Annotated in this window: 24 protein-coding genes; 23 read left to right on the top strand and 1 reads right to left on the bottom strand. The window is 37.2% G+C overall.

The annotated features are described in order from the left end of the window. Positions 1-104: 104 nt before the first annotated feature. Positions 105-1091 (top strand): glycoside hydrolase family 43 protein, encoded by a 987-nt coding sequence (locus ACHLI0_RS12120; RefSeq protein ID WP_490749247.1) that lies wholly within the window; start codon positions 105-107, stop codon positions 1089-1091. Between the two features lie 981 nt (positions 1092-2072). Then, positions 2073-3302 carry a tyrosine-type recombinase/integrase gene (locus tag ACHLI0_RS12115; protein WP_258970439.1) on the top strand — a complete coding sequence of 410 codons (1230 nt, stop codon included), beginning with the start codon at positions 2073-2075 and terminating at the stop codon, positions 3300-3302. Between the two features lie 198 nt (positions 3303-3500). Here ACHLI0_RS12115 and ACHLI0_RS12110 read toward each other — a convergent pair whose 3' ends face one another. Next, positions 3501-4385 (bottom strand): helix-turn-helix domain-containing protein, encoded by an 885-nt coding sequence (locus ACHLI0_RS12110; protein ID WP_008765254.1) that lies wholly within the window; start codon positions 4383-4385, stop codon positions 3501-3503. 404 nt (positions 4386-4789) lie between these two features. Here ACHLI0_RS12110 and ACHLI0_RS12105 point away from each other — a divergent pair, with 404 nt between their 5' ends. The 21 genes from ACHLI0_RS12105 (at position 4790) to ACHLI0_RS12005 (ending at position 25026) form a co-directional block, all read left to right on the top strand. Then, entirely contained in the window at positions 4790-5902 is a 1113-nt protein-coding gene (locus ACHLI0_RS12105) for an MraY family glycosyltransferase (RefSeq protein ID WP_008765255.1), read from the top strand. A 10-nt stretch (positions 5903-5912) separates the two neighbouring features. Continuing rightward, positions 5913-6893: an SDR family oxidoreductase gene (locus tag ACHLI0_RS12100; RefSeq protein WP_490749246.1), complete on the top strand. Its 981-nt coding sequence runs from the start codon at positions 5913-5915 to the stop codon at positions 6891-6893. A gap of 165 nt (positions 6894-7058) precedes the next feature. Further along, entirely contained in the window at positions 7059-7565 is a 507-nt protein-coding gene (locus ACHLI0_RS12095; protein ID WP_490749245.1) for a UpxY family transcription antiterminator, read from the top strand. Positions 7566-7613: 48 nt separating this feature from the next. After that, positions 7614-8723 (top strand): DegT/DnrJ/EryC1/StrS family aminotransferase, encoded by a 1110-nt coding sequence (locus ACHLI0_RS12090; RefSeq protein ID WP_490749244.1) that lies wholly within the window; start codon positions 7614-7616, stop codon positions 8721-8723. 47 nt (positions 8724-8770) lie between these two features. Beyond that, on the top strand, positions 8771-9004 hold the full coding sequence (locus ACHLI0_RS12085) for a hypothetical protein (RefSeq protein WP_490749598.1): 234 nt from the start codon (positions 8771-8773) through the stop codon (positions 9002-9004). Continuing rightward, positions 8959-9174, top strand: coding sequence for a hypothetical protein (locus ACHLI0_RS12080; RefSeq protein WP_490749243.1), 216 nt, complete (start codon positions 8959-8961; stop codon positions 9172-9174). The genes ACHLI0_RS12085 and ACHLI0_RS12080 overlap by 46 nt, the downstream gene beginning before the upstream one ends. 29 nt (positions 9175-9203) lie before the next feature. Beyond that, positions 9204-9881 (top strand): PglD-related sugar-binding protein, encoded by a 678-nt coding sequence (locus ACHLI0_RS12075; RefSeq protein WP_055218744.1) that lies wholly within the window; start codon positions 9204-9206, stop codon positions 9879-9881. After that, the gene (locus tag ACHLI0_RS12070) at positions 9865-10830 is read left to right on the top strand and encodes a glycosyltransferase family 2 protein (protein WP_490749575.1); all 966 of its coding nucleotides are present in this window, start codon (positions 9865-9867) and stop codon (positions 10828-10830) included. Before ACHLI0_RS12075 ends, ACHLI0_RS12070 begins: the two co-directional genes overlap by 17 nt. A gap of 36 nt (positions 10831-10866) precedes the next feature. Further along, on the top strand, positions 10867-11583 hold the full coding sequence (locus tag ACHLI0_RS12065) for an IspD/TarI family cytidylyltransferase (protein WP_258970426.1): 717 nt from the start codon (positions 10867-10869) through the stop codon (positions 11581-11583). Further along, positions 11580-12593 (top strand): NAD-dependent epimerase/dehydratase family protein, encoded by a 1014-nt coding sequence (locus ACHLI0_RS12060; protein ID WP_490749242.1) that lies wholly within the window; start codon positions 11580-11582, stop codon positions 12591-12593. The genes ACHLI0_RS12065 and ACHLI0_RS12060 overlap by 4 nt, the downstream gene beginning before the upstream one ends. A 431-nt stretch (positions 12594-13024) precedes the next feature. Beyond that, complete coding sequence (locus ACHLI0_RS12055) at positions 13025-13876, top strand: CDP-glycerol glycerophosphotransferase family protein (protein WP_490749241.1); 852 nt, start codon at positions 13025-13027, stop codon at positions 13874-13876. Beyond that, a complete protein-coding gene (locus tag ACHLI0_RS12050; protein WP_490749240.1) occupies positions 13851-15317 on the top strand; it encodes a lipopolysaccharide biosynthesis protein in 1467 nt (488 codons plus the stop codon). Before ACHLI0_RS12055 ends, ACHLI0_RS12050 begins: the two co-directional genes overlap by 26 nt. 80 nt (positions 15318-15397) lie before the next feature. Continuing rightward, positions 15398-16960 carry a lipopolysaccharide biosynthesis protein gene (locus ACHLI0_RS12045; RefSeq protein ID WP_055218734.1) on the top strand — a complete coding sequence of 521 codons (1563 nt, stop codon included), beginning with the start codon at positions 15398-15400 and terminating at the stop codon, positions 16958-16960. Continuing rightward, on the top strand, positions 16941-18104 hold the full coding sequence (locus ACHLI0_RS12040) for a Coenzyme F420 hydrogenase/dehydrogenase, beta subunit C-terminal domain (protein ID WP_055218732.1): 1164 nt from the start codon (positions 16941-16943) through the stop codon (positions 18102-18104). Before ACHLI0_RS12045 ends, ACHLI0_RS12040 begins: the two co-directional genes overlap by 20 nt. Next, a complete protein-coding gene (locus tag ACHLI0_RS12035; RefSeq protein WP_234120271.1) occupies positions 18101-19189 on the top strand; it encodes a polysaccharide pyruvyl transferase family protein in 1089 nt (362 codons plus the stop codon). Before ACHLI0_RS12040 ends, ACHLI0_RS12035 begins: the two co-directional genes overlap by 4 nt. Positions 19190-19296: 107 nt before the next feature. Beyond that, positions 19297-20499, top strand: coding sequence for a glycosyltransferase family 4 protein (locus ACHLI0_RS12030; RefSeq protein ID WP_172685121.1), 1203 nt, complete (start codon positions 19297-19299; stop codon positions 20497-20499). A 16-nt stretch (positions 20500-20515) separates the two neighbouring features. Next, a complete protein-coding gene (locus ACHLI0_RS12025) occupies positions 20516-21463 on the top strand; it encodes a glycosyltransferase family 2 protein (RefSeq protein WP_490749239.1) in 948 nt (315 codons plus the stop codon). A gap of 50 nt (positions 21464-21513) precedes the next feature. Further along, complete coding sequence (locus tag ACHLI0_RS12020; protein WP_490749238.1) at positions 21514-22599, top strand: glycosyltransferase WbsX family protein; 1086 nt, start codon at positions 21514-21516, stop codon at positions 22597-22599. Then, positions 22596-23132 carry a serine O-acetyltransferase gene (locus ACHLI0_RS12015; RefSeq protein WP_055218722.1) on the top strand — a complete coding sequence of 179 codons (537 nt, stop codon included), beginning with the start codon at positions 22596-22598 and terminating at the stop codon, positions 23130-23132. Before ACHLI0_RS12020 ends, ACHLI0_RS12015 begins: the two co-directional genes overlap by 4 nt. Further along, a complete protein-coding gene (locus tag ACHLI0_RS12010) occupies positions 23129-24091 on the top strand; it encodes a glycosyltransferase family 8 protein (RefSeq protein ID WP_490749237.1) in 963 nt (320 codons plus the stop codon). Before ACHLI0_RS12015 ends, ACHLI0_RS12010 begins: the two co-directional genes overlap by 4 nt. A gap of 41 nt (positions 24092-24132) precedes the next feature. Next, entirely contained in the window at positions 24133-25026 is an 894-nt protein-coding gene (locus ACHLI0_RS12005) for a capsular polysaccharide synthesis protein (RefSeq protein ID WP_490749236.1), read from the top strand. Position 25027 lies beyond the last annotated feature (1 nt).

Here is a 25027-nt window from a genome sequence, read left to right as displayed (position 1 = left end):
AGCCCGCCCTGTGTCATTATTGATGGTTAAGGTGCAGAGCATAACTGTTTTGCCCGAAAAAATAAGTAACTTTGTCTGCAATTATAAATTTAAAAAGTCTGTCTATGATAAAGAAAGGGATGAACGCTCTTTTGCTTCTTTGCATCCTGTTGGTTTGCAACGGAAAAAGTAGTGCAATGGAGAAAGAAGGAAATAAGGCTCCGGAGAAAGAAGTGAGTGTTGAGTCAGATCGTCTGCCCATAGCCGATCCGTATGTGATGCTTTATAATAACAAGTATTATGCTTATGGTACCGGCGGCACAACGAAAGGTGAAGGTTTCGCCTGTTTTTCTTCCGACGATTTGAAGAACTGGAAACGGGAGGGACAAGCGTTGTCGGCAGCCGATTCATACGGGAAGTGGGGCTTTTGGGCACCGGAGGTTTACTATATCGAATCGAAGAAAAAATTTTATATGTTCTATTCGGTAGAAGAGCATATCTGTGTGGCTACTTCCGACTCCCCTGTAGGCCCGTTCCGGCAGGAAGTGAAACAACCTGTTTGGGAGGAGAAAAGCATTGATACTTCCCTCTTTATAGATGACGATGGTACTCCCTATCTTTATTTTGTGCGTTTTACCGATGGAAATGTTATTTGGGTAGCTCGGATGACCGATGATTTGATGAAGATTAAAACGGAGACATTATCTCAATGTGTGAAAGCGGAAGCACCGTGGGAACTTTTGCAAGCTAAAGTAGCAGAAGGGCCTTCTGTACTGAAGAAGAATGGAACATATTATCTGATTTATTCTGCCAACCATTATCAGAATAAGGGCTATGGAGTAGGCTATGCCACCTCCAAGTCGCCAATGGGACCGTGGGTTAAGTATAGCAAGAATCCGCTTCTGCAAGGTGTTGAGGCTATGGGATTGGTAGGTACGGGACATGGTGCGCCTTTCCAATGCAAAGATGGTAGCTGGAAATACATTTTCCATGCTCACTGGAGCAAAGAGAAAATACATCCGCGTACTTCCTATTTCAAGGATTTCGCTATCTCAGATCAGGGAGTGGTTTCTATTAGCGGAAAGGTCATTGAACCGAGAGTCGTGAAATAATCGCTTGAATACTTGAAAACGCAGCAGGTACTTGACAAACGCTTTTAAATGTTGTATATTTGTAGATCAATAGCATAAACCTATAAAAAACAGATGAAAGAAAAAAGTAAAATCATATTCCTAAATGGTATAATATAGCAACAAGTATGGACTATCTTCCTGAGAAACCTTAGGTGATAGAGTACCAGATATAGGCTAAAGGCTGCAGACTTTATGAAGTTTGCAGCCTTTTTTGTCTTAAAAACTTGATGATTTTATTGCGAATTTCATTTGGGGAGTTTATAATAAACGGTGGGGACGTTTATTATAAACGATCATGGAATTTATAATAAACGTATAGGCTGGTTTATATAAACTTGTTGCTATTTTTTGTATAACTACAATTGTCTTTCTTTGATAATGATTGTTGTTGGTAATTATCGCAGACATACTGCGCGGTAATCTAAGTAAACAAAATATTGGAACTGCTATAGGGTATATAAACCGGGTGCCTGTTTAATTCACTCAAGTCTCTCTTTTTTCGAAAAAAGAGGAATTAAATCTGAGCAGTTTTGATTTTGGATACATATATTGTGGCAGTTTTGATATTCGTATTTTAGTTTTCCGATCTATTGGTTTTAGAGAAATACATGTTAAATGTAGTTCGAAAAATAGAACATTAAGAAGGTAGGAAACATGCAAACGATTTAGAAAAACTATGTATTTTTGTGTTATAACTTTCAAAACAGTATAAGAAGCTTTACTCATTTTAATGCAGAATTGACTTGTTTGCGAGTTTAAGCACAAATAGTTATTTTTATTATATTGACGAATTAATGCTTGATTTAGGATAAAACAAACAATTTATTGTTGGAATTCTTTAATTATTTATATAAGGGCAACTAAAGAATCATTTTAAATTTTAAAGAATTCTATAAGTAAAGAACATTTTATACTTTTGCACTGTTTTGAATAAAAAATTAACAGGTTTAAAGTAGAATTATGGCATCTATAAAGTTATTGCTCAATAAACAGCGAATGCTTAATAATGGTACATTTCCATTGGTTTTTCAGTTTATCCACCGGAGGCGAAAGTTGCTTTATTATACCAAGTATCATATCTTTCAGCAACAACTGGCTGATGGAGCTTTGGAGGTTGAGTATTGTGAAGCATCGCTTTATTCCATGAAAGAAATAAAGGAGATAAATCGTGAGTTGAAACGGGACTATAAGCGGTTCCAGAATCGTATATTGGAGTTGGAAAGGAACAATGAAGAGTATTTAGTAGATGATATCGTAGAGTTTAAAAAGAAGAAGAGTCATCGTTCGTATCTACTTATGCAGTATATAGAAACACAGATTTCTTATAAAAAAAAGATGGGGAAAGACGGTATTGCAGCCGCCTATCATAGCACCTATATTTCTCTGAAAAAATATATAGGTATGAAATCTGCGCGTAAGTCGGATATCAGGATGGAGGAAATAAACTTCAGCTTTGTGGTAGGGTATGAGGACTATTTGAATGCACAAGGACTGGCGAGGAATACGATTAATTATTATCTGCGTAATTTTCGGACGATTTATAATTCCTCTATCCGGGATGGATTTAAGCCTAAAAGCGAGAATCCTTTTACTTATATTCAGACAAAACCCTGCAAGACTATAAAACGTGCAATCAATAAAGATGATATGAAGAAACTTTCTTCGCTTATTTTACCTGTTCATTCTGGGATGGACATTGCACGGGATATGTATTTGTTTAGCTTCTATGCCCAGGGAATGGCTTTCGTTGATATTGTATTTCTAAAAAAGAAGAATATTCGTGATGGAATATTGAGCTATCGACGTCATAAGTCACAACAGCTGATTCATATAGTTGTCACTCCTCAGATGCAGGGATTGATTGATAAATACGCGAATGACAGTGAATATGTGTTTCCAATTATTGATACATCTTTGTCGACATCTATCTACGATCAGTATCGCCTGGCTTTAGGCAGGGTGAACCGGTATTTAAAAAAGATCACTTTTCGGTTAAATATAAATGTCCGGCTGACTACCTATACTGCGCGCCATACCTGGGCTACACTGGCAAGAGAAAGCGGGGCTCCTATTTCTATCATCAGTGCGGGATTAGGACATACTTCAGAAGAAATGACGAGAGTATATCTTAAAGAATTCGATCAGGAGACGCTGGCGCGGGTGAATCGTATTGTGACCAATCTGTTATAATATGAAACATGAATTTGTTCTTCAAATTTTGTAAAACTCATATTTATAACTTATATTTGTAAACGGTATCTATTTTGTAATAGAGAGTATATCAATCGCTTAATAATAGCGATGTTGCAAAATAAGACTATTTTTTGCGAATAGCCATTATCAAAAAGTACATTAATACTCTCCTTTTGTACAATCCCGCAGTTCTCCTTAAAGATTATCGGTTTTCGCCTGATAACGGTCTATTAATTGCTTTGGAGTACAGCGAAAATGCTGTTTGAAGTAGCGGTATAACTGAGCTTGCGACTCAAAGTTGCATACCTCCATTAGTTGCTTGACACATATACCCGGTTCTATAACTTTTCCCAAAATACGTTTCTTTAATTGTTTCATCATCCATTGTTTCGCGGTAATTCCGAATTCTTCTTTGAATTTAATAAAGAAGCTGGTTCTTCCTATATTTGACAGTGTTATTAGCTCATCAAGATTATTTACTTTTGAATAGTTCTGCATGACAAAATCTCTAAACTCTAATTGCCTGCCAATGATAGGGTGGAAAAGTGTAGCAATTTCTTTTTTATTATAGAATCCCCTGAGTAGGAAGAAAAATTCACGTTCTATTACATTATGTAGGTATGTACAGTTCATTTCATTCCGCAAACAGTGGACTACAGTTTCAAGGAATGGCATTAGTGGATAACGCATGGGGATAGGGCTGAAATCATAGTCAATATTTTCACAAATGGAGCTCAAACCTTGAAATAAAAGTTTGTCACAGTTGCTTTGAGGTATATCAAATGCCATAGCCAGCATTTGGGATTTGTCTGTTGCGGAAATCTTTATCATTGAAGATTTAGGTAACACTACCATTTCATTGCTATGAAATGTGCGGTTACAAAATTGGTTACAGTATACTGAAAAATCTCCTTCTAAAAAAAATAAAAGATAATTTTTGTGGGTATACTCTTCCTCTATGCATTTCTCTGTGTCGAATTTAATATATTTGAATCCTGTATCAATATCTGTCATGTAATTTTTGCATGACAAATGTTCCCTAGCGTAATGTAATCCGTTCGGTGATTGTTCCCCTCTCATATTTTTCCCTTTTTAATGGCAACAAAGCGATTATACTCCATTATGCTTCATAATTGATTCAGTATGGTCTAATATAATCACTTTATTACCAATGTATTATAATGAATAAAATTAAAGCCTGTTATGTATATGCAGGGTATGAAACATAATATATAGTATATGGTTGTACATAACCCTCTATCAATCAATTGTATATATACAAAATAGACATTATTACTCTCTATTACAAAATAGAGAGTAAAGAGTATAGGGGAATTACGTATAGTTAATGTGTTGTATGTTAGATGATTATGCGACTAGTTTGCGCATAGAATAGTATGGCTGTAAAATCAGGCCGGATGATTCTTGTTTAATGAAAAGTAGAAAACGACAGCACTCGTTTGTTGGAAAAAGAGAATTATGGGATGAATTATTTTTTTATAGCAATAGCATTTTTAGTTGCGGTATTTATGGGGTGGATTATCACTCCTCAGATTTTGCTCGTAGCTTTTAGAAAACGACTGTTTGATTCTGTAGGTGGTCGCAAGACCCATAGCGGTATAGTACCACGTTTGGGAGGAGTTGTGTTCGTCCCGGTGCAGTGCTTTCTATTAGTGCTATCTATGTTTTTTATGTATAAACTAGAAATAACGTCCTATCTTCAAGACCCATTTATACCTTTCCAATTTTTATTGTTGATGATAGGTTTGCTCATTTTGAATATGGTCGGAGTGATAGATGATTTGATTAGGATTAACTATCGTAGAAAATTCGTAGCTCAAATTGTTGCTTCTTCATTTCTTCCGTTATCCGGACTCTGGATTAATGATTTGTATGGACTACTCGGAATAACTACTTTATCTCCTTGGATTGGGATGCCTCTGACGGTGTTTGTGGCCGTCTTTATTATTAATGCCGTTAACCTGATTGATGGAATCGACGGGCTCTGTTCCGGTCTGGTCGGTATGGGGGCTTTGGTTTTTGGTTTCTTGTTTATTTATAATGCAGCATGGTTACATGCTGTTTTTGCCTTTATCACCGCAGGGGTGCTATGTCCTTTTTTCTATTACAATGTGTTCGGCAAATCGAAAGGAAGACAACGAATTTTTATGGGGGATACTGGCAGTCTGACGCTGGGGCTCTCGATGGCTTTTCTGGCAATCAGCTATGCGATGAATAATCCGTTGATAAAACCTTTCTCCGAAGGAGCGATAGTAGTTTCTTTCGCTACATTGATTGTCCCTCTTTTTGATGTAGTCCGTGTGGTACGGATACGTTATTTTCAACATAAACCCCTTTTTATGCCCGACCAGAATCATATACATCATAAGTTTCTGAGAGTAGGGATGTCTCATTATGTCGCAATGATTCTTATTCTGGCTTTGGCATTGTTCTTTAGCTTCTTCAATATTGTTGCGGTAGAATATATCAGCAACAACATCGTGATTTTTATAGATATCGTACTGTGGATTGCTTTCCATTTATGGTTGGACAGGCGGGAGCTAATCCGGGCAAAACATGGGGTGGCAAATAATTAAATTTAATGATATGAAAATAGCTATTATCGGTGGTTCCGGATTCGTGGGAAGTCGTTTGATCGGGCTGTTACAGACTGTTCCGAACATTGAACTGCTCAATATTGACAAGCAGCAGAGTGAACTTTATCCTCATCTGACACAAATAGCCGATGTGCAGGATGTACAGAAGCTGACGGAGTTGCTGGCAGGAACTGATCTTGTGGTTTTATTGGCTGCCGAACATAAAGACAACGTAACTCCTGCATCGCTTTACTATACGGTGAATGTGGAAGGGACACGTAATACGCTGCAGGCTATGGAAAGTAATGGAGTTGCCCGTTTGGTATTCACCAGTTCTGTTGCTGTCTATGGATTGAACAAAGATAATCCATCAGAATTGCATCCGGCCGATCCGTTTAATGATTACGGTCGTAGTAAGTGGCAGGCTGAATGTATGCTGCAGGAGTGGTATGACACGCATCGGGAGTGGAACATTCATATTCTTCGTCCCACAGTTATCTTTGGAGAGGGTAACAGGGGGAATGTATATAATTTGTTGCGGCAGATTACTTCCGGGCGATTTCTGATGGTAGGAGACGGTGAAAACCGGAAGTCGATGGCCTATGTTGGTAACGTAGTTGCTTTTATCGCTTTTCTGATTGAGAATAATATGGAGGGATATCATGTATTCAATTATATCGATAAGCCGGATTTCACAATGAATGATTTGGTGTATCATGTCGGGGAGGTGTTGAGTAAACATATTCCTACTACACATTACCCCTATTGGTTGGGAATGTTGGGTGGATATTGCTTTGATGCTTTGGCTAAGATAACGGGAAGAAAATTGTCGGTGAGTTCTGTTCGTGTGAAGAAGTTCTGTGCGGTGACTCAGTTTGATTCTGTTAAAGTACAGTCATCGGGTTTTAAGCCGGCTTTCTCAATGGAAGAAGGGTTGAGACGGACGTTGCAATACGAGTTTGGTTCAGGAGCTGAAGAAGCTATTAATTGATAAACTTGGCTTTTTCCTTTTTACAGGATAGAAAAGAAGGAAAAAAGTCAGATAGATAAGACATAAAATTTTTCAGGTAGCCGTCATGTATGTGACTGGCGGGAGCGGAGCGCGCTTGGAGGGTACCTTATTGTGACTTTAAATGATAGAATTGGAGGAGTTATTATGGATGAAAAAAAGTGTTGGTTGGTTGTTTGTGTGCAGAGTAACAGGGAGAAGAAAACCTACGAACGTCTGTCGGCATTGGGATTTGAATCTTTTCTTCCGTTACAGGAAGAAACACGTCGTTGGAGTGACCGAAGCAAGAAAGTGCAGCGGGTCGTGATTCCTATGGTTGTTTTTGCCCGGATAGCTCCTTCCGAACGTATTTCTGTGCTTCGTCTTCCCTCTGTAAGCCGCTTTATGGTATTGCGCGGAGAAAGTGCTCCGGCAATCATCCCGGATGCACAAATGGAACGTTTCCGCTTTATGCTCGATTATTCGGAAGAAGCGGTTGAGATGTGTTCGGAGCGTATCCAGTCGGGCGAACAGGTAAAAGTTATCAAGGGGCCGTTGACAGGATTAACAGGGGAGCTGATAACAATGGATGGAAAAAGTAAGGTAGCCGTCAGGATTAATATGCTGGGAGCTGCGATGGTAGAAGTGCCGGTAGGGTTTGTAGAGAGAATATGATACTGTAATGTAATTACTACTAAGAAAAAACAACTGAGATTACAAACCATGAAGGAACAGCAGATTACAGTAACTTCCCCTTTATTACCATCTTTGGAGGAGTTAAATGTTTACTTGCAGGATATATGGAAACGCAAATGGATTACTAATAATGGATATTATCATAAAGAACTTGAAAAGGCTTTATGTGATTATTTAGACGTATCCTATATCAGCCTGTTTACTAATGGGACTTTGCCATTAATGACAGCCTTACAGGCACTTCATATTACGGGAGAGGTTATTACTACTCCTTATAGCTTTGTAGCGACCACTCATTCTTTATGGTGGAATGGCATTACTCCAGTGTTTATTGATATAGAACCGGATACGTGCAATCTTGATCCGGATAAGATTGAAGCGGCCATCACGTCACGCACTACGGCTATTATGCCGGTACATGTTTATGGTAACCCTTGTAATATGGCACGTATACAAGAAATTGCTGATAAGTATGATTTAAAAGTGATTTATGATGCAGCTCATGCTTTTGGCGTAAAAGTTGATGGAGAAAGTATTCTTCGTGCCGGCGATATGTCGATATTGAGTTTCCATGCAACTAAAGTCTATAATACAGTTGAAGGCGGTGCGTTAGTGACGCATGATGAAAGCTCTAGAAGAAATATTAATTATCTGAAGGATTTTGGTTTTGCCGGAGAGGCGGAAGTTGTGGCTCCTGGCATTAACGGTAAAATGGACGAAATCCGGTCCGTGTATGGGCTGTTGAATTTGAAACAAGTGGATGCAGCTATTGAGGCTCGTCGTCAGGTAGCTGTTTGTTATCGTGATGCTTTACGCAATGTAGAAGGTATTACGTTTTTTGATGACATGCCTGATGTGCAGCACAACTATGCCTATTTTCCCATCTTTGTAGATGCGGAAAAGTATGGGATGACTCGCGATGAACTTTATTTTAAGATGAAGGCACACAATATACTGGGACGTCGCTATTTCTATCCGCTTATCAGTACTTTTTCAACTTATCGTGGATTGGAGAGTGCTGACTCTGCGAATCTGCCAAATGCGCATAAAGTAGCGGAGATGGTCATTTGTCTGCCTATGCATCACGCATTGAATAAAGATGATTTGGATAGGGTATTGAATATTTTAATAAAGTAAGGATTTCTTTTTATTAATATAATTCTGAAATATGCCCCCTTATTCGTGTGGAAGGTATCATCCGTTATGATACAGGTGATATTGCCACTATCGGTGAGATGAGAGACAATGTACTATATAGCATCGACCAGTTAGTCGGTCGCAAAACAGATCTTATTTATAAAACGAATGGTGAGCCTGTTGATTTTGCTAATGGTATTCCTCTTGTGATAAATAATAATCTGGATGTTTTGCAATGCAATGGCAGTTTATTCAACATGCAGCTAAATCTTACACCTTGAAACTATTATTAAGGGACATTAGGTTAAAGAAGAAAGAAGCTTATCATGCATCGTTATTAAGGAATATATTGGGATTTGATGCTGAACTTAAAATCGATTTTGTGGATGGTATTCCAATATCGAGTTCGGGGAAACGGAGATTGGTTATTTGTGAATATCAGCATATTTAGCTCTACATTGGTATATAGCGAATAGTTTTATGAGTGATGTGAAAAATATAATTTATGTTTTGGGAGTTGGACATAATACTCCTGTTTTTATTGATTTGGCAGAAGCTTGTGGGTATAAGGTAATAGGACTATACCATTATAATAGTGAAAGAATAGGCGAACAAGATCATGGATTCGATATTTTAGGTTCTTTTGAAGATTTATATGAAAAGGAGGATTTGGCAGGACTGAATTTTCTTCTTACAATGGGGGATAATACAATTAGAACAGAAGTTTGTAAGAAGCTATGTTCATTAGGTGGAAATGTTCCGACCTTGGTTCATCCAACGGCTATTGTCTCTCGTTTTGCATCTATATCGTCGATTGGAGTCTATATTGGTCCTTTTACTTATATTCAGGCTGATACGATCATCGATGAAAATACAGTCATTCTATCAGGAGTTAATATTTCCCATTCTAATAAGATAGGAAAAAGTTGCTTTATAGCAGGCGGTGTTACTATTGGTGCGTATACTATTGTTGAAGATTTTGTTTTTATGGGACAGGGAACTTTGAGTATATCAGGGAAAGTAAACTTGATTGGAACTCACGCATATATTGGAGCAGGCTCATTGGTGACTCGTGACGTTGCTCCTTTTACAGTATCCGCAGGTTCGCCTGCAAAAGAAATAAAAAATGGAGCGTTGATTGATGGAGTTTCTTGTTAGCATTTGTTGTATAACATATAATCACGCACCATTTGTCCGTCAATGTTTGAATGGCTTTGTAATGCAAAAAACAAAATTTCCATTCGAAATATTGATTCATGATGATGCGTCTACAGATGGAACTCAAGAAATAATTCGAGAGTACGAGCAAAAGTATCCCGATATAATAAAGCCTATATATCAGGCTGAAAATCAATATTCAAAAGGGATAAAAATAAATTTAACCTATAACTTTCCTCGGGCTAAAGGTAAATATATAGCATTTTGTGAGGGCGATGATTATTGGACTGCCCCTGATAAATTGCAAAAACAAGTGGATTTTTTAGAAAGTCATTTAGACTATGTCATGTGTTCACATCGTTATAGATTATATTTCCAGAAAGAAGGAAGAATAGATGATGAAATCAGACCCATTGAAAACTTATCTGATGGAAAAGAGTTTGATTTATCTTTCTTAATTCGTGGAGGATGGTTATTCCAAACATTAAGTGTGGTATTCAGAAGGACTGTAATAGATTTAAATGAGCTTTTTAAGTATACAATGCAGATAGATGCTGTACTGTATTATGTTTTTTTGAAAAAAGGAAAAGGATATTGTATGCCTGATGTAATGGGAGTATATAGAGTGCACGATGCGGGTGTATGGTCAAGCCTTAATTTGAATCATCAGCGGATGTTTTCTTTAAAAGCAAGGAAAGCTATTTATGATGTTGAGAAGACGGATGAGGCTGCATTATTCATCTTGTCACAGTTCTCACGTCCAATGGGGCGGATTCAGGTTGTTAGAGAATATTCTATGTTTGTGAGAATCACAAAGATATTAATAGCTCATTTCGGTGCAAGCTTTGTATTGAGAATGTGGATTGACAGGCTACTTTTTAATAAAAAGTTGTGTGTGAATGAATTTTATCAGATAGAGGATTTCTGCAGAAGAAAGAAAATCAGGTAATAGGATAAAGGTATTAAAATAACTTCTTTCACAAAAATGAATATAGCATTGATTATAGCGGGCGGATCTGGAAATCGGATGGGGCAGGATATACCGAAGCAGTTTATACATGTGAATAATTGTCCGATAATTGTATATACCATGCTAGCTTTTCAAAAGCATCCGGATATATCTGCTATTGCTGTTGTTTGTTTAGGCGGGTGGGAAACAGTCTTGGCTTCATATGCGCATCAGTATAATGTGACAAAGCTACGCTGGGTATTTCCCGGTGGTGCGAGTGGGCAGGAGTCAATTCGTAATGGCATATATGGATTAAGAAATAATGATGTGAAAAATAATGATCTGGTTTTAATACATGATGCTGTCCGTCCATTGGTGTCTCAGAGCATAATATCTTCGAATATTGCTACTTGTCAACATTATGGTTATGCTATTACGGGAGTCCGCTGCCAGGAAGCTATTTTAGAGAGTGAGGATGGCTTTTACTCTACAACAAGCATTCCAAGGGATAAATTGATAAGAACTCAAACGCCTCAGACTTTTCGGTTGAAAGATATCATAAATGCTCATGAGATGGCAAAGGAAAAAGGAATTGTGAACTCAGTGTCTTCATGTACTCTTTTGGCGGAGCTGGGAGGATACGAAATGCATATTGTTCCAGGGGAAGGAAGAAATATAAAGATTACTACTACTGAAGATCTGGAAATCTTTAAAGTTATGTTGCAAACCTCCAAAAAAGAGTGGCTGAAATGATGACTTATTACGATGATATAAAGAGAGTCAGAGAATTGGATTTGCCATGGGAAACTCTTAATGAAGCAAATATATTGATTGTAGGAGCTTCGGGCCTGATAGGGAGGGCGTTGGTAGATACATTGATGCAATTGCCGGATAAGACGTTTCATCTTTATGCAGGAGTCCGTGATTTGGCTTATGCGCATAGTTGTTTCTTGAAATACAAGAATGCTGATTCTCTTACCTTGATACAATGTGATGTAACCATACCGATATCATATGATATAGATTTTCACTATATTATCCATGCTGGGAGTTATGCTGGTCCGGATGCTTTTCTAAATGATCCGGTTGGGGTTATGAAAGCAAATATCTGGGGAGTTGATAATTTATTTTCATACGGAATACAGCATCATTTGAAAAGGTTTCTGTACGTATCTTCTGCTGAAGTATATGGAGAAGGTGATGGAACACCTTTCTGTGAAGAAGATAGCAGTTTTCTTAACTGGACTTCATTGAGAGCATGTTATCCTATAGCAAAACGCACAGCTGAAACTTTGTGTATTTCTTATGCGTCTCAATATCAAATTGAAACCTTGATAATACGTCCTTGTCATATTTACGGACCTCTTTTTACATCTAAGGATGATCGTGTTTATGCGCAATTGATTCGGAATGCAATGGCCAATGAGGATATAGTATTGAAAAGTTCGGGGGGACAGCTACGTTCTTGGTGCTATGTGGTTGATTGTGTTTTTGCTCTTCTTTATGTTTTATTAAAAGGAGAAACGAAGAATGTCTATAATATAGCAGACACTCGGTCGAATGCCCGTATATATGAATTTGCGGAGATGGTGGCATTAAATAGTGGCCGGAAAGTTGTTTTTGAGATACCGGATGGTGCTGTAGATAATCATTCTGTTATATCGCAAGCGATATTCAGTACAGATAAAATAAATGAAATAGGCTGGTCTCCCCGATGGCGACTTGAAGAAGGAATTTCACATACACTTAATACTGTTTTTTAGAGCTTGGATATTTTTTTATGGGAATGATTTATAAACTACTACGCTCATTGAAATGGACTTGCTCCAGATTTATCTATATGAATACTTTGAAAATAAGAATTCGTAAAGTAAGGCAGAAGGAGAATATAAGAGTCCTGTTTGCTGTTGCCGAGACTGCAACTTGGAAAAACGATACTCTCTATAGAGCAATGTTGAAACATCCCAGATTTACTCCGTTTATTCTTGTTCTGCCGGACGAGCAAAAAGAACCTAGCTTATCAAAAGAAGAGGTTGATTTATGTTTTGACTTCTTTCGTAAAAGCGGATATGAGTGTAGTTATCCCTATCAGGATGGAAAACTGATAAATATTCGGAAAGTACTGAAGCCGGATATAATTTTTTATCAGAAACCTTATAAAGCTTATCCCCGAAGTTTGCTGTATTACAAGAATATGAATGCCTTATTTTGTTATACTAATTATGCTTTTCATAGTTTATTGGAAGAATGGGCCAATGAGAATGCCTTTTTTAAACTAGTGTGGCAGAACTATTATGAAAATGAGTCTGCTTATACTGATTTGAAGAAAAGATTTACAGAAGTATCATCGAATGTAGTAGTTACAGGATTGCCTGTAACAGATATGTTTCTGAACGAAAGGCATGAAAATAGGTGGAAAAAGACAGATGAGAAGTGTAAACGGATTATTTGGGCTCCACATTTCTCCATATCTGATGACGGTTGTTTGAATTATTCAACTTTCTTGTCTGTTGCAGAAGATATGTTGGAGTTTGTAAAGACTACCCAGCTGCCTATTCAGATAGCTTTTAAGCCTCACCCATTATTAAAGAGTGAATTATATACTTATCCTTCATGGGGGAAGGAAAAAACAGACCGATATTATTCAGAATGGGATTCTCTGTCGAATGCTCAATTGGAAACGGGTAAATATGTGGATTTATTTATGACCTCGGATGCTATGATTCATGATTGTGGCTCTTTTACTATCGAATATCATTATACTTTGAAGCCTGTAATGTACCTTGTCAAAGGGGAAGAACATACTAAAATGATGAATCGTTTTGCAAAAGAAGCCTATGATTTACATTATAAAGGCAGGAATATGCGGGATATTCAAAGATTTATAGAAGATGTAGTATTGGAGAATTCTGATTATTTACTAGAAAGACGAAAGTTATTTTTTAAATCATATTTATTACCTCCCAATCATCAGCAGGCAACTGAGAATATCATTCAAGCTATTTTGGGAACCGGATATTATGCAAGAAAAAACAGAATTGGATAATGATATCCGTTCACAGAGCTTTTCTGGTGTGAAGTGGGCCTCCATAGGGCATTTTTCTTCACAGGGAATAAGTTTTGTCTTAGGACTTATTTTGGCTCGTTTGCTTTTGCCTTCTGATTATGGGATGATAGGGATGCTCGGAGTGTTTACTGCATTTGCAGGATCATTTGTAGATTGCGGATTTGGTTCTGCTTTGATACGTAAGCTGAATCGTTCGGAGGCGGATTGTTCAACTATCTTTTATTATAATCTGGGTGCGAGTATATTGGTATATATTATTTTGTACTGTACTGCTCCTTTTATAGCCCACTTTTATGATCAGCCATTAATGATAAGTGTAGTGAGAATAGCTTGCCTGACATTACCGATAGGTGCTTTATGCTCGGTACATAGTAATCTCTTGTATTGCCGGTTGAGATTTAAAGATATTGCGATTGGCAACATATTAGCAGCTTTTTTCTCAGGATGTATCGGTTTGTTTTTGGCTTATAATGATTACGGAGTCTGGGCATTAGTCTGTCAGGGAATCATTGCGTCTTTGGTGAGTTGCTGCTATCTGTGGAGGGTGTCTGGTTGGAAACCGTTATGGGTATTTTCTGTCGGTTCTTTTAAGGAACTGTTTGGCTATGGTAGTAAATTGATGTTGTCCGGTTGGCTTAATACTCTGTATGTCCAGTTATCTCCATTAATTATTGGACGATTTTATTCTTCGACAGTTTTGGGCTACTATACTCGTGCGCAAAGTTATGCGTATTTTCCAAGTAGTAATATAATGGGGATATTACAGCAGGTGGTTTTTCCTGTTCTGTCGAGGTTGCAGGATGAAGACAGGCAGTTAATAGTGGTTTATCGGAAATATATAAAGATATGTGCTGCTTTTATTTTTTGTGGGATGTCTGTTTTGGCTGCTTTGTCCAAGCCTTTGGTTATCTTTCTTTTGACAGATAAATGGCTGCCATGTGTACCGATTATGATGCTTCTTTGTTTTTCTTTTATGTTTTCGTTTGTAAATACAATAAATTTGTCTCTTTTACAGGTTAAAGGACGATCGGACTTATTCTTAAGATTAGAGATTGCTAAAAAGACTATCTCTATTACTATGATTCTTCTTAGTGCTCCGTGGGGAATCATGGCGATGTGTTGGGCGATGGTTATATATACTCAGATTGCTATTTTTATTAATACGTATTATACAGGAAGACTTTTTCATTTGGGATATCGGGAACAGTTGGCTGATTTCCTTCCTTATTTCATAATGGCACTTATTGCCAATATTCCGGCTTATATGCTGACTTATACGTCTTTGTCGGCAGGATTGCAATTGTTATTAGGAACTTCAATGAGTTTATCCATTTATATCTTGTTATTAAAAATAAAGCATGATGAGATATATCTGTTAGTAAAACAGATGCTACTGAACTTTAGCAAAGAAAGGCGGTAGAATGAATATATGTTTAATTTTTATAAGTGGCATATGTGTCTGCATGCATGCACATGTATCATAATTAGACTTTAAAAAGTATGGCCGCTGCACAATCTGAAAACATAAAGAGGATAGCTAAAAACACGTTGTTGCTTTATATCCGGATGTTATTTGGAATGTTAGTGTCACTTTATACCTCACGGGTGATTCTTAATACATTGGGGGTAGAAGATTATGGTATTTATAATGTTGTCGGTGGAGTTGTTGCTATGTTTTCAATTATCTCCAATTCTCTGTCGGTGGCTGTGAGCCGATTTCTGACCTTCGAATTGGGGACAGGAAACAGAAATAAGTTGCAGAGAATATTTTCAGCATCGTTAATTATACATATTGCTTTGGCGATCATTATTTTAGTTACTGCTGAAAGTATAGGGGTATGGTTTTTGAATACGCGGATGAATATTCCCACAGATAGAATATATGCTGCTAACTGGGTACTACAATGTTCCATATTATCATTTATGTTCAATTTGATAAGTGTACCTTATAATGCTTTGATTGTGGCTCACGAAAGGATGAAAGTCTTTGCGTATATTGGGATAATGGATGTATTGTTACGACTGTGTGTGGTGCTGTCCTTAGCTTATATGTTTGATGATTCGGATAAGTTGATAACATATTCGCTGATGCTAGTCTGTGTTGGTCTATTTTTGCAGGTTGTTTATGTTATTTATTGTAGAAAGCATTTTGAGGAATGCCATTTTCAAAGAACAATGGACAGGACTTTACTAAAAGAAATGACTGGATTTGCCGGATGGAATTTTATAGGTGCGTCTTCGAGCATATTAAAAGAGCAGGGAGTGAATATTGTCTTGAATATATTTGGTGGTCCTTCGTTGAATGCTGCCAAAGGAATTGCTTCTCAGGTGAACTCTGCTGTCAGTGGCTTCGTGAGTAATTTCATGACAGCTTTGAATCCTCAGATTACCAAGCTATATGCGGTGGGAGAATATGGAAATATGGCTTCTTTAATATATCGTGGAGCTCGTTTTTCTTTTTATGTATTGTTATTCTTGTCATTACCAATTATTTTGAATACTAATTATGTGCTGATGCTGTGGCTGAATATTGTTCCGGAACATGTGGTTTCATTTGTGCGGTTAGTTCTCATTTCCGCAATGTGTGAATCAATATCCAATCCTTTGATCACAGCGATGCTGGCAACAGGTAATATACGCAATTATCAAATAATTGTTGGCGGGTTGCAAATGATGAATTTACCTATTTCTTATGTTCTGTTGCGGATGGGACTCTTTCCGGAAGTCGTATTGATAGTGGCTATTGTTATTTCATTGTGTTGTTTGTTTGCCCGGTTAATACTTTTACGCGGAATGATAAATTTATCAGCAAGATCTTATTTATTGCATGTTTTAGGGAATGTTCTTGTTGTATCTATGCTTTCACTGGTTTTGCCATTGGTTATTAGTGGATATCTTAAGAAGGATTTTATAGGTTTCTTGTTATCGTGTTTTGCTTCTATGGTTAGCACAGGTATTGTGGTATATTATATTGGATGCACTTCTCGTGAACGTTTGTTTATAAAAGAGAAAATTGCGGCTATGAAATACCGCATCATTGGAAATGATAAAACTGGGAAATAAAGAAAATTGTTGCGGATGTACTGCTTGTGTAAACATCTGCTCGCATTCGGCCATTTCAATGCAGCCTGACCAATTGGGCTTTTGGTATCCGGTTATCAATAAAGAAAAGTGCGTACAATGTGGATTATGTCAGAAGGTATGTGCTTTTAATAAGGATTATTTCAAGGAGCTTAATTTGCAGAAACCGGATGTTTATGCTGTTCGGCATAAAGAGATGAAAGAAATAGAAGAAAGTCGTAGCGGAGCTATGTTTGTCGCAATTTCCGATTCTGTGTTAGATAAAGGGGGAGTGGTTTATGGCGTAGGATACATGGGGCATTTTCGTGTTTCACATAAACGTGCGTCTACAAAGGAGGAGCGGGATGAATTCAGAGGAAGCAAGTATGTGCAAAGTGATTTGAATGGAATATTTGTACAAGTAAAAGATGATCTGAAACGAGGGCTTCATGTTTTGTTTTCGGGGACTCCCTGTCAAACTTCGGGTTTATACTCTTATTTATCACTGCTTCGAATAAGTATGGAAAGATTATGTATAGTAGATATTATCTGTCACGGAGTTCCTGCCCCTAATGTCTGGCGTGACTATTTAGCATATGTTGAGCAGAAACAAAAGATGGAAGTAAGTGCAGTAAACTTTAGAGATAAGTCAAAGTTGGGATGGGCGAGCCATCAAGAGGCATTCACTTTTAAGGAAAGGGTAGTATATGCTAGTACTTATGCTCGTATTTTTTGCCAGTCTATCATGTTCCGGCATTCATGTGGAATATGCCACTTCACCAATTTGCAACGTCCTTCGGATATTACTATTGGTGATTTTTGGGGTTGGGAGAGAGTGGATGCTCACTTTAATGCTGATAATAAGGGAGTATCTTTGGTTTTGGTCAATACTCAAAAGGGACGTTTGTTTTTTGATGAGACAAAAAAGTGGATCGATTATATTGAAACAGATCCCCAACATTGCATGCAGCTTAATCTGCAATCTCCTACTGCTATCCATCCACGACGGGATGATTTCGAACGTGACTATATCAATCATGGCTTTTTGTATGTCGGGAGAAAATATGGAGATATAGGCTGGAAATATAAGGCTAATTTATATATCCTTGTTATTAAAAGATGGACTAAATCTATGCTATATAAATGAGAATAGGCATATTAACCTTTCATCGGGCAGATAATTTGGGTGCAGTATGGCAAACCTATGCTTTGCAGAAGTATTTAATGATGTCAGGACACGATGTTGATATTATAGATTATAGATGTAAATCAATAGAATCGGTCTATATGCCTTTCTTGTTAAAGCGATATCTTAGAAAGAATGTGTGGACTGGATTGCGTCAATTGCTCTTTGACTTGTTAGTTGCCGGAGATGTGAAGTGCAAGCACAAGAAGTTTGAAGCTTTTAGAAAGCAATATTTGAAATTATCAGCATCCGTTTTTAGTACAGATGAAATAGAGGCACTATCTTATGAAATAATAATCACAGGAAGTGATCAGGTCTGGAACAAATATTTAACAGGAAATGATTTGATGTATTTTATCCCGATTAGAAACGTCAGGAAGATTTCTTATGCTGTCAGTATGGAATATAGGTCATTGGATGATATCTCTGATAATCAAGAGTTCTATCAGTCAGTTTTAGGTTCGTACGTTGCGGTGTCTGTTCGGGAAAAAGCTATAGTTGACAGACTGGGAACTATAGGTATTAAGGAAGTAAAGATGACATGTGATCCTACTTTATTGTTGACTAAGAAAGATTATTTGCAGTTAATAAAAACAGAGGCTCATTCACCTTACAGAAAATATATTTTGGTATATCACCTGGCATATTCTGACGAATTAAATAAATTGGCTGGATATATCTCACAGCAGACAGGTTTTGAAGTTATCAATGTACATACTCAGTTTAGAACGAGAAGAAAAAAGATGGAAATACAGGACTTTGGTCCTATTGATTTGCTTTCTCTGATTAATAATGCAGAGTATGTGATAACAACATCGTTTCATGCTGTTGCTTTCTCATTAATACTGGAAAAACAGTTCTATGCAATAAAAACGGCATTTAGCAATCGGATTGAGAATATTCTGCAATGCATGAATATTGAAAACAGACTTTTGGGTGACATTTTCCCTGATTTGGATCAAAGAATAGATTATACTAAAGTTGAGGGCTGTAAAAGTCAGTTCATAAAAGAATCTATAGATTTTATTAAAAGTAACGTGATATGATTAAATGCGGTTTTTATATAGAGAATGATGGGTTGAAGTCTGTAGATTGTACAGATCTGCGCAAGGGAAATCCCGGTATAGGTGGGGTAGAATATGCTACGCTTCTTGTGGCAGAATGGCTTTCATTGACTAAAGATGATATATCTTTAACTTTGTATGTGAGAAGCTCGCAAAATCTGCCTCCTTCTATTCACATAAATGTGTGCAGTGATATTATGGAGGCCTTGGTTAAGTCTGTCAATAATGGGGATGAGATTTTTGTATTGAGGTTTGAGCCGCTTTATCTGCAACGACATCTGTTGGATAATTCTTTTTTGCATAAACTGAAAATAGTATTGTGGGCTCACAACTTTTATTCGAGAAGGTATCTATCGTATTTTGATTCTCTGCCTTTTGTGAAAGCTATCGTTAATGTTGGCAGAGAACAGTTAGATGCTTATAGGGATCATCATGCTTTTTATAAGTCAACTTTTATATATAATGGACTATATGTTTCGGACGAACCGGTCAGAGAGTTTGGTGAGCGAGCGGATGAAGTGACTTATGTAGGCGGTTTATACCCAGCAAAAGGTGTACAATATCTAACGCAAGCATGGCCGGCGGTACTATCGGAATTTCCTGACGCCAAATTAAATATTATCGGTTCTGGAAAATTATATAGTCGGGATTTTAATTTGGGCACGTTCGGAATAGCGGAAAGTTCCTTTGAAAAACAGCTGCTTGAACCTCTTTTGGATGAAAATGGCAATATTATTCCTTCTGTCAGATTTTGGGGAGTATTGGGACCGGAGAAAAAGCAGATATTGCAAAACACGAAGGTCGGTATTCCCAACCCCGGTGGTATAGGAGAAACATTTGGCTATACTGCTGTTGAAATGCAGATGGAAGGTTGCCTGGTTACTACAATTAAGAATTGTGGCTATATGGATACCGTATATGACAAGAGTATGCTGTATACGGATATAAAAGATTTAAGTAAAAAGATCGTTTCTTTGCTGAAACATAATAGAAATGATATGTCTCAGGTGAGAGAATACGTAAAATGTAATTTTTCAATGGCTGTAGTGGGGGAGAAGTGGTATGAGTTATTGCAGGATGTACATACGGATAAGGCTGTAAAACAGGAATCTGTATTGGTGAATAGAAATTTTCAACTGAAATGGCTAAGAGAAATAAATAGAAAGATTAAATTAATATTTCCATTTTTACCAACGGTGGCTTTTTATCAGTACTATTGCTATCGGTTAAGAGAAAAGCTATGTTCACCTTTTTATAAGTTGCGACTTCCTGTTGATTATGATAAATATTGATAAATAGGAACTGCTTGTGAATCAGCAATTATCATCATTCCCCTTGGTCTCGGTTGTTATTCCTGTTTACAACGGGGAAAAGTATATATCGGGGTGTATAGATAGTATCCTATGCCAGAGCTTTTCTTTATTTGAGGCTATCTTTGTAGATGACGGCTCTGTGGATAATTCTTTTCAGATTCTTACTGAAAGGGCTTCTCTTGATCAGCGTATGAAAGTTATCCGTCAGGAAAATATGGGTGTTACGAATGCGCGCAGAAACGGGGTTAGGCATGCAGGTGGAAAATATGTTTGTTTTGTTGATTGTGATGATAGATTATTGCCTGATACTTTGGATGTCTTATTTAATAAAGCTCTACTGAGTGATGCCGATATTGTATGTGGAAATAGTAGCTATGCGAATAGAATTAAGACTGACCATTTTCAGACTTCTCTTGGCTATGTAGCTGCTTTACTTGAACAGAAGGTCGATTTGGTAGTATGGGCAAAACTTTTTAGAATAAGTGTGCTGACTGATGATGTATTTGAAATTCCTTCTCATATAAAGTTTGCAGAAGATTATATCATGAATATAAAAATAGCTTTCCATGTGAAAAAGGTGTATTTTATTCATGATATGATTTATCAGTATAGCGAATATAATGAGGGCTCTGTTACAAGTACATTTCAACTGACTCCGATATATGTACAGGAAGTTTGTGGTTATGTATTGGATGAAGTATATAGAGCTAAAGCTGAAGATACATTACAAAAATCCGTACTTCTTTTCTTGAAGTATATGATATGGATGATGGTTCATCAGAATGTTCTGGATATGGGCAATGATTGGATTAATAAGACAATCAGGGAAATTACTCCGGTTCTGTCCTTTCGTGAGAAAATATATTTAAAAGTGAAGGGCAGTCCTGTTTTTCCGGTATTGAAGAAGGTTAAAAGCTGGGCTAACAGGTTTCTGAACAGATAATATGATTTGATCTTTTCAGATGTTTACTCTAATGAATTAATACTTTATTTATGGATACCGATATTCGTGTGATTGCATTATATCTACCTCAGTTCCATCCGATTCCGGAGAATGATAAATGGTGGGGGAAAGGATTTACTGAATGGATGAATGTAGGAAAAGCACAACCTTTATTTCGGGGACATTATCAACCCAGAGTACCCGCTGATCTTGGATATTATGATTTAAGGCTTTCTGAAGCAAGGGAGGCACAAGCGGAGATGGCTAAAAATTATGGAATAGAAGGATTTTGTTATTGGCATTATTGGTTTGGCAATGGAAAGCGGTTATTGGAAAGGCCTTTTCAGGAAGTTCTTGCATTAGGAAAGCCGGATTTTCCATTTTGCCTTGCATGGGCAAATGAATCATGGAAAGGTTTCTTTCACGGGGTAAATGGCAGAGAAGTTCTGATAGAACAGGAATATCCTTCGGAACAGGATTATATAGATCATTTTTATTCTGTATTACCTGCTTTTAAAGATGCCCGCTATATACAAGTTGATTCTAAACCTCTATTTATGATTTATAATCCTTTTTCTTTACCGGATGCACAAGGCTTTATTTCTTTATGGCAGAAGTTAGCAAAAGAAAGTGGGTTGGAGGGAATTCATTTTGTCGGTCATACCTATTCAGCAGAACAAGTTCGTGAGGTGATGGCATTGGGGTTTGATGCAGTAGAGGTAGTCCGGCTATTCGATTACTTGAATCACCGTACCCTGTCTGCCAGATTGATAACCCGAATGAGAAGTGAATATTTCTCTCACCCTCGTATCGTTCCTTACGAGGAGGCTTTGAAGAGTTTTATCGGTGAGGAAGAGAAAAATGAGCATGTTTATCCTACGATTATTCCTAATTGGGACCATACGCCGAGAACGGGGCGTAAAGGGCTGGTTTTTCATCATTCAACTCCGGACTTATTTATGAAACATCTTTTGGATGTGAAATCGGTATTGAAGGATAAGATTAATAAAATAGTATTTATAAAGTCATGGAATGAATGGGCGGAAGGTAATTATATGGAACCGGATTTGAGATACGGTTACCAGTATCTGGAGAAATTACAGGATGTATTGGAATTGTATAAAGACGATAAATGATGAATTTAAAAGATTATGTAAGTTCAGATCGTATAAATAATTTCTCCGGTTTCTCTAAAAGTTATCTATTGGACTATCTTCTAAAACCGGAGCAATATTGGATAGGGAAATATGTACGTACACTCCGCAAGGAAGAATTTTATACCTTTTACAGGAGGAATAAACTTTTGCGATATTATTATCTTCGAAAGAAAAATATTCTGGGTAGGAAACTTGGCTTTTTTATTGGTGCAGGTTGCTTTGGTCCAGGGCTGAAGATTTATCATTATGGTTCTGTTATTGTAAATCCTAAGTCCCGTATTGGCAAGAACTGTACGATACATGGTAATTGTTGTATTGGTAGTAAAGGAGGTATTCCCGATGACTCTCCTGTCATCGGAGATAATGTCGATATAGGTCAGAATGCACAGATTTTGGGAGGAATAACAGTAGCGGATGGAGTTAGAATCGGAGCCGGAGCAATTGTTACGAAATCCATCTTAATCCCTGGTGTTACAGTAGTAGGAATACCAGCTAAGGTGATTGAAAAATGAATCATATAATTGTTGAAGATAAGTCGATGGATACGAATTCTGTTCCGGTAGTCATGGCTTTTACGCCTAATTATTTTATTCCGGCATCTACTTGCTTGTATTCTATATTTGCAAATCTGGAAACAGAAGAACAAGTACATGTCATTTGTCTGCTTAGTGAGGAACTACCCGATCGGTTAAAACAAAAGATACAATTGATCGGGGGGGAATATGCACAGTATTCTTTTATAAATCTTCAAGGCAGACTACAAAATATATACATTGATGAAAAATATACGGAAGCGGCTTCTTATCGTTTGTTACTGCCGGACTTACTTCCGGAATATGATAAAGTGATGTATATCGACTGTGATATAATAGTACGTAATAATCTGGTAAACCTTTATCGGTCGGTTGATTTGGGAAATAATTATCTGGCTGCCGTATTTGAAACCCCTATGGATTTTCAACTAGAACATTTGGAAGCTATAAGTTGTAATCCCGGTGAATATGTAAACTCCGGCTTTTTGATCATGAATCTGGAATTAATGCGTAGAGATAATATGGTAGAGAAGTTCATAGATGCTTCTAAAGCTGACTATTTGGAGTTTCCTGACCAGGATGTACTTAATCAGCTTTGTAAAAAACGGATTTTGGGTTTGCCACCTTATTATAATAGTATCCGGACTTTTTATTTACCGCAATACAAGCAATATTTTCTAAAGAAATATACAGAGCAGGATTGGGAGGAGGTTCATCGGCATGGTACGGTACATTATACCGGTGCAAAGCCATGGAATCGTCTTACTGTAGAATTTCAACTATGGTGGCAATATTATGAACAGTTACCGGGAGAAATAAAAAAGGAATGGAAGGTGAATAGAAAGGTTTATTTCCTTTTTAAACTTTACCGGACACCCTTGGGAACTATCATAAATGCTATTCAGATATTATATCGTAAATTAAAGTATAAATGCTAAAAAAGACAGAACTAAAGAGAGCAGTGAAAGGGCTTGTTCCAATGAAACTTTGGAATGCAAGACGTACGGCATCTATTATAAGACAGCACAAGAACGTAGCTGCCTTCTGGATTCCTGTCATTGAGGCTTATTATAATGGAGAAATAGGAAGCTACTCATTAAAGCCTAAAAAAGAGTTAGATACTCAGAAAGTCATTTGGCAATATTGGGGGCAGGGGATGGATAAAGACTGTTTGCCTGAGATCGTACAGATTTGCTTTGATTCAGTAGATAGAAACAGAGGAGATTATCGGGTGATTCGCTTGACGGACACGACCGTATCCGAATATATAGATTTACCCGATTTTGTCTGGAGAAAGCGTGAAAATTCACAATTCACCCGAACACTTTTTTCTGATCTGCTTCGTATCGCTTTGTTGAGTGTTTATGGTGGTGTGTGGTTGGATGCTACTATTCTATTAACGGGAGGACTTCCGGATACATATGGAAAATATGATTTCTTCATGTTTCAGCGTTCGGAAGAAGAAAAGAACAAGAAATACTGGGAAGGAGTTTATGCTTATTATTTTGGGTGGCGGACTGATTTTAAAGTAAAAGTATTGAATAGTATCATCTTTGCTCAGAAAGATAGTCTGGTTATTTCAACTCTAAAAGACTTGTTACTCTATTTTTGGGAGACTCAGGATTCTATTCCCGATTATTTCTTTTTTCAGATATTATTTGATGAACTGATAACCAAACGACTGTCAAACAAGAATTGCCCTGTCATTAATGATTGTATTCCACATATTATCCAGACTAAGATTAACGGAAAATATGAGGAAGTCTCATTCGGTGAAGCATTGAAACTGACTAACATACATAAAATGGCTTATTTCGATGATGCCGGAATAATGCGTTTAAAAACGATATTAAAGCAGAATAGAAGAGTCTGAA

The organism is Bacteroides sp. RCH18 (genome assembly GCF_058231005.1).
This window is presented reverse-complemented; position numbering and strand designations above follow the sequence as displayed.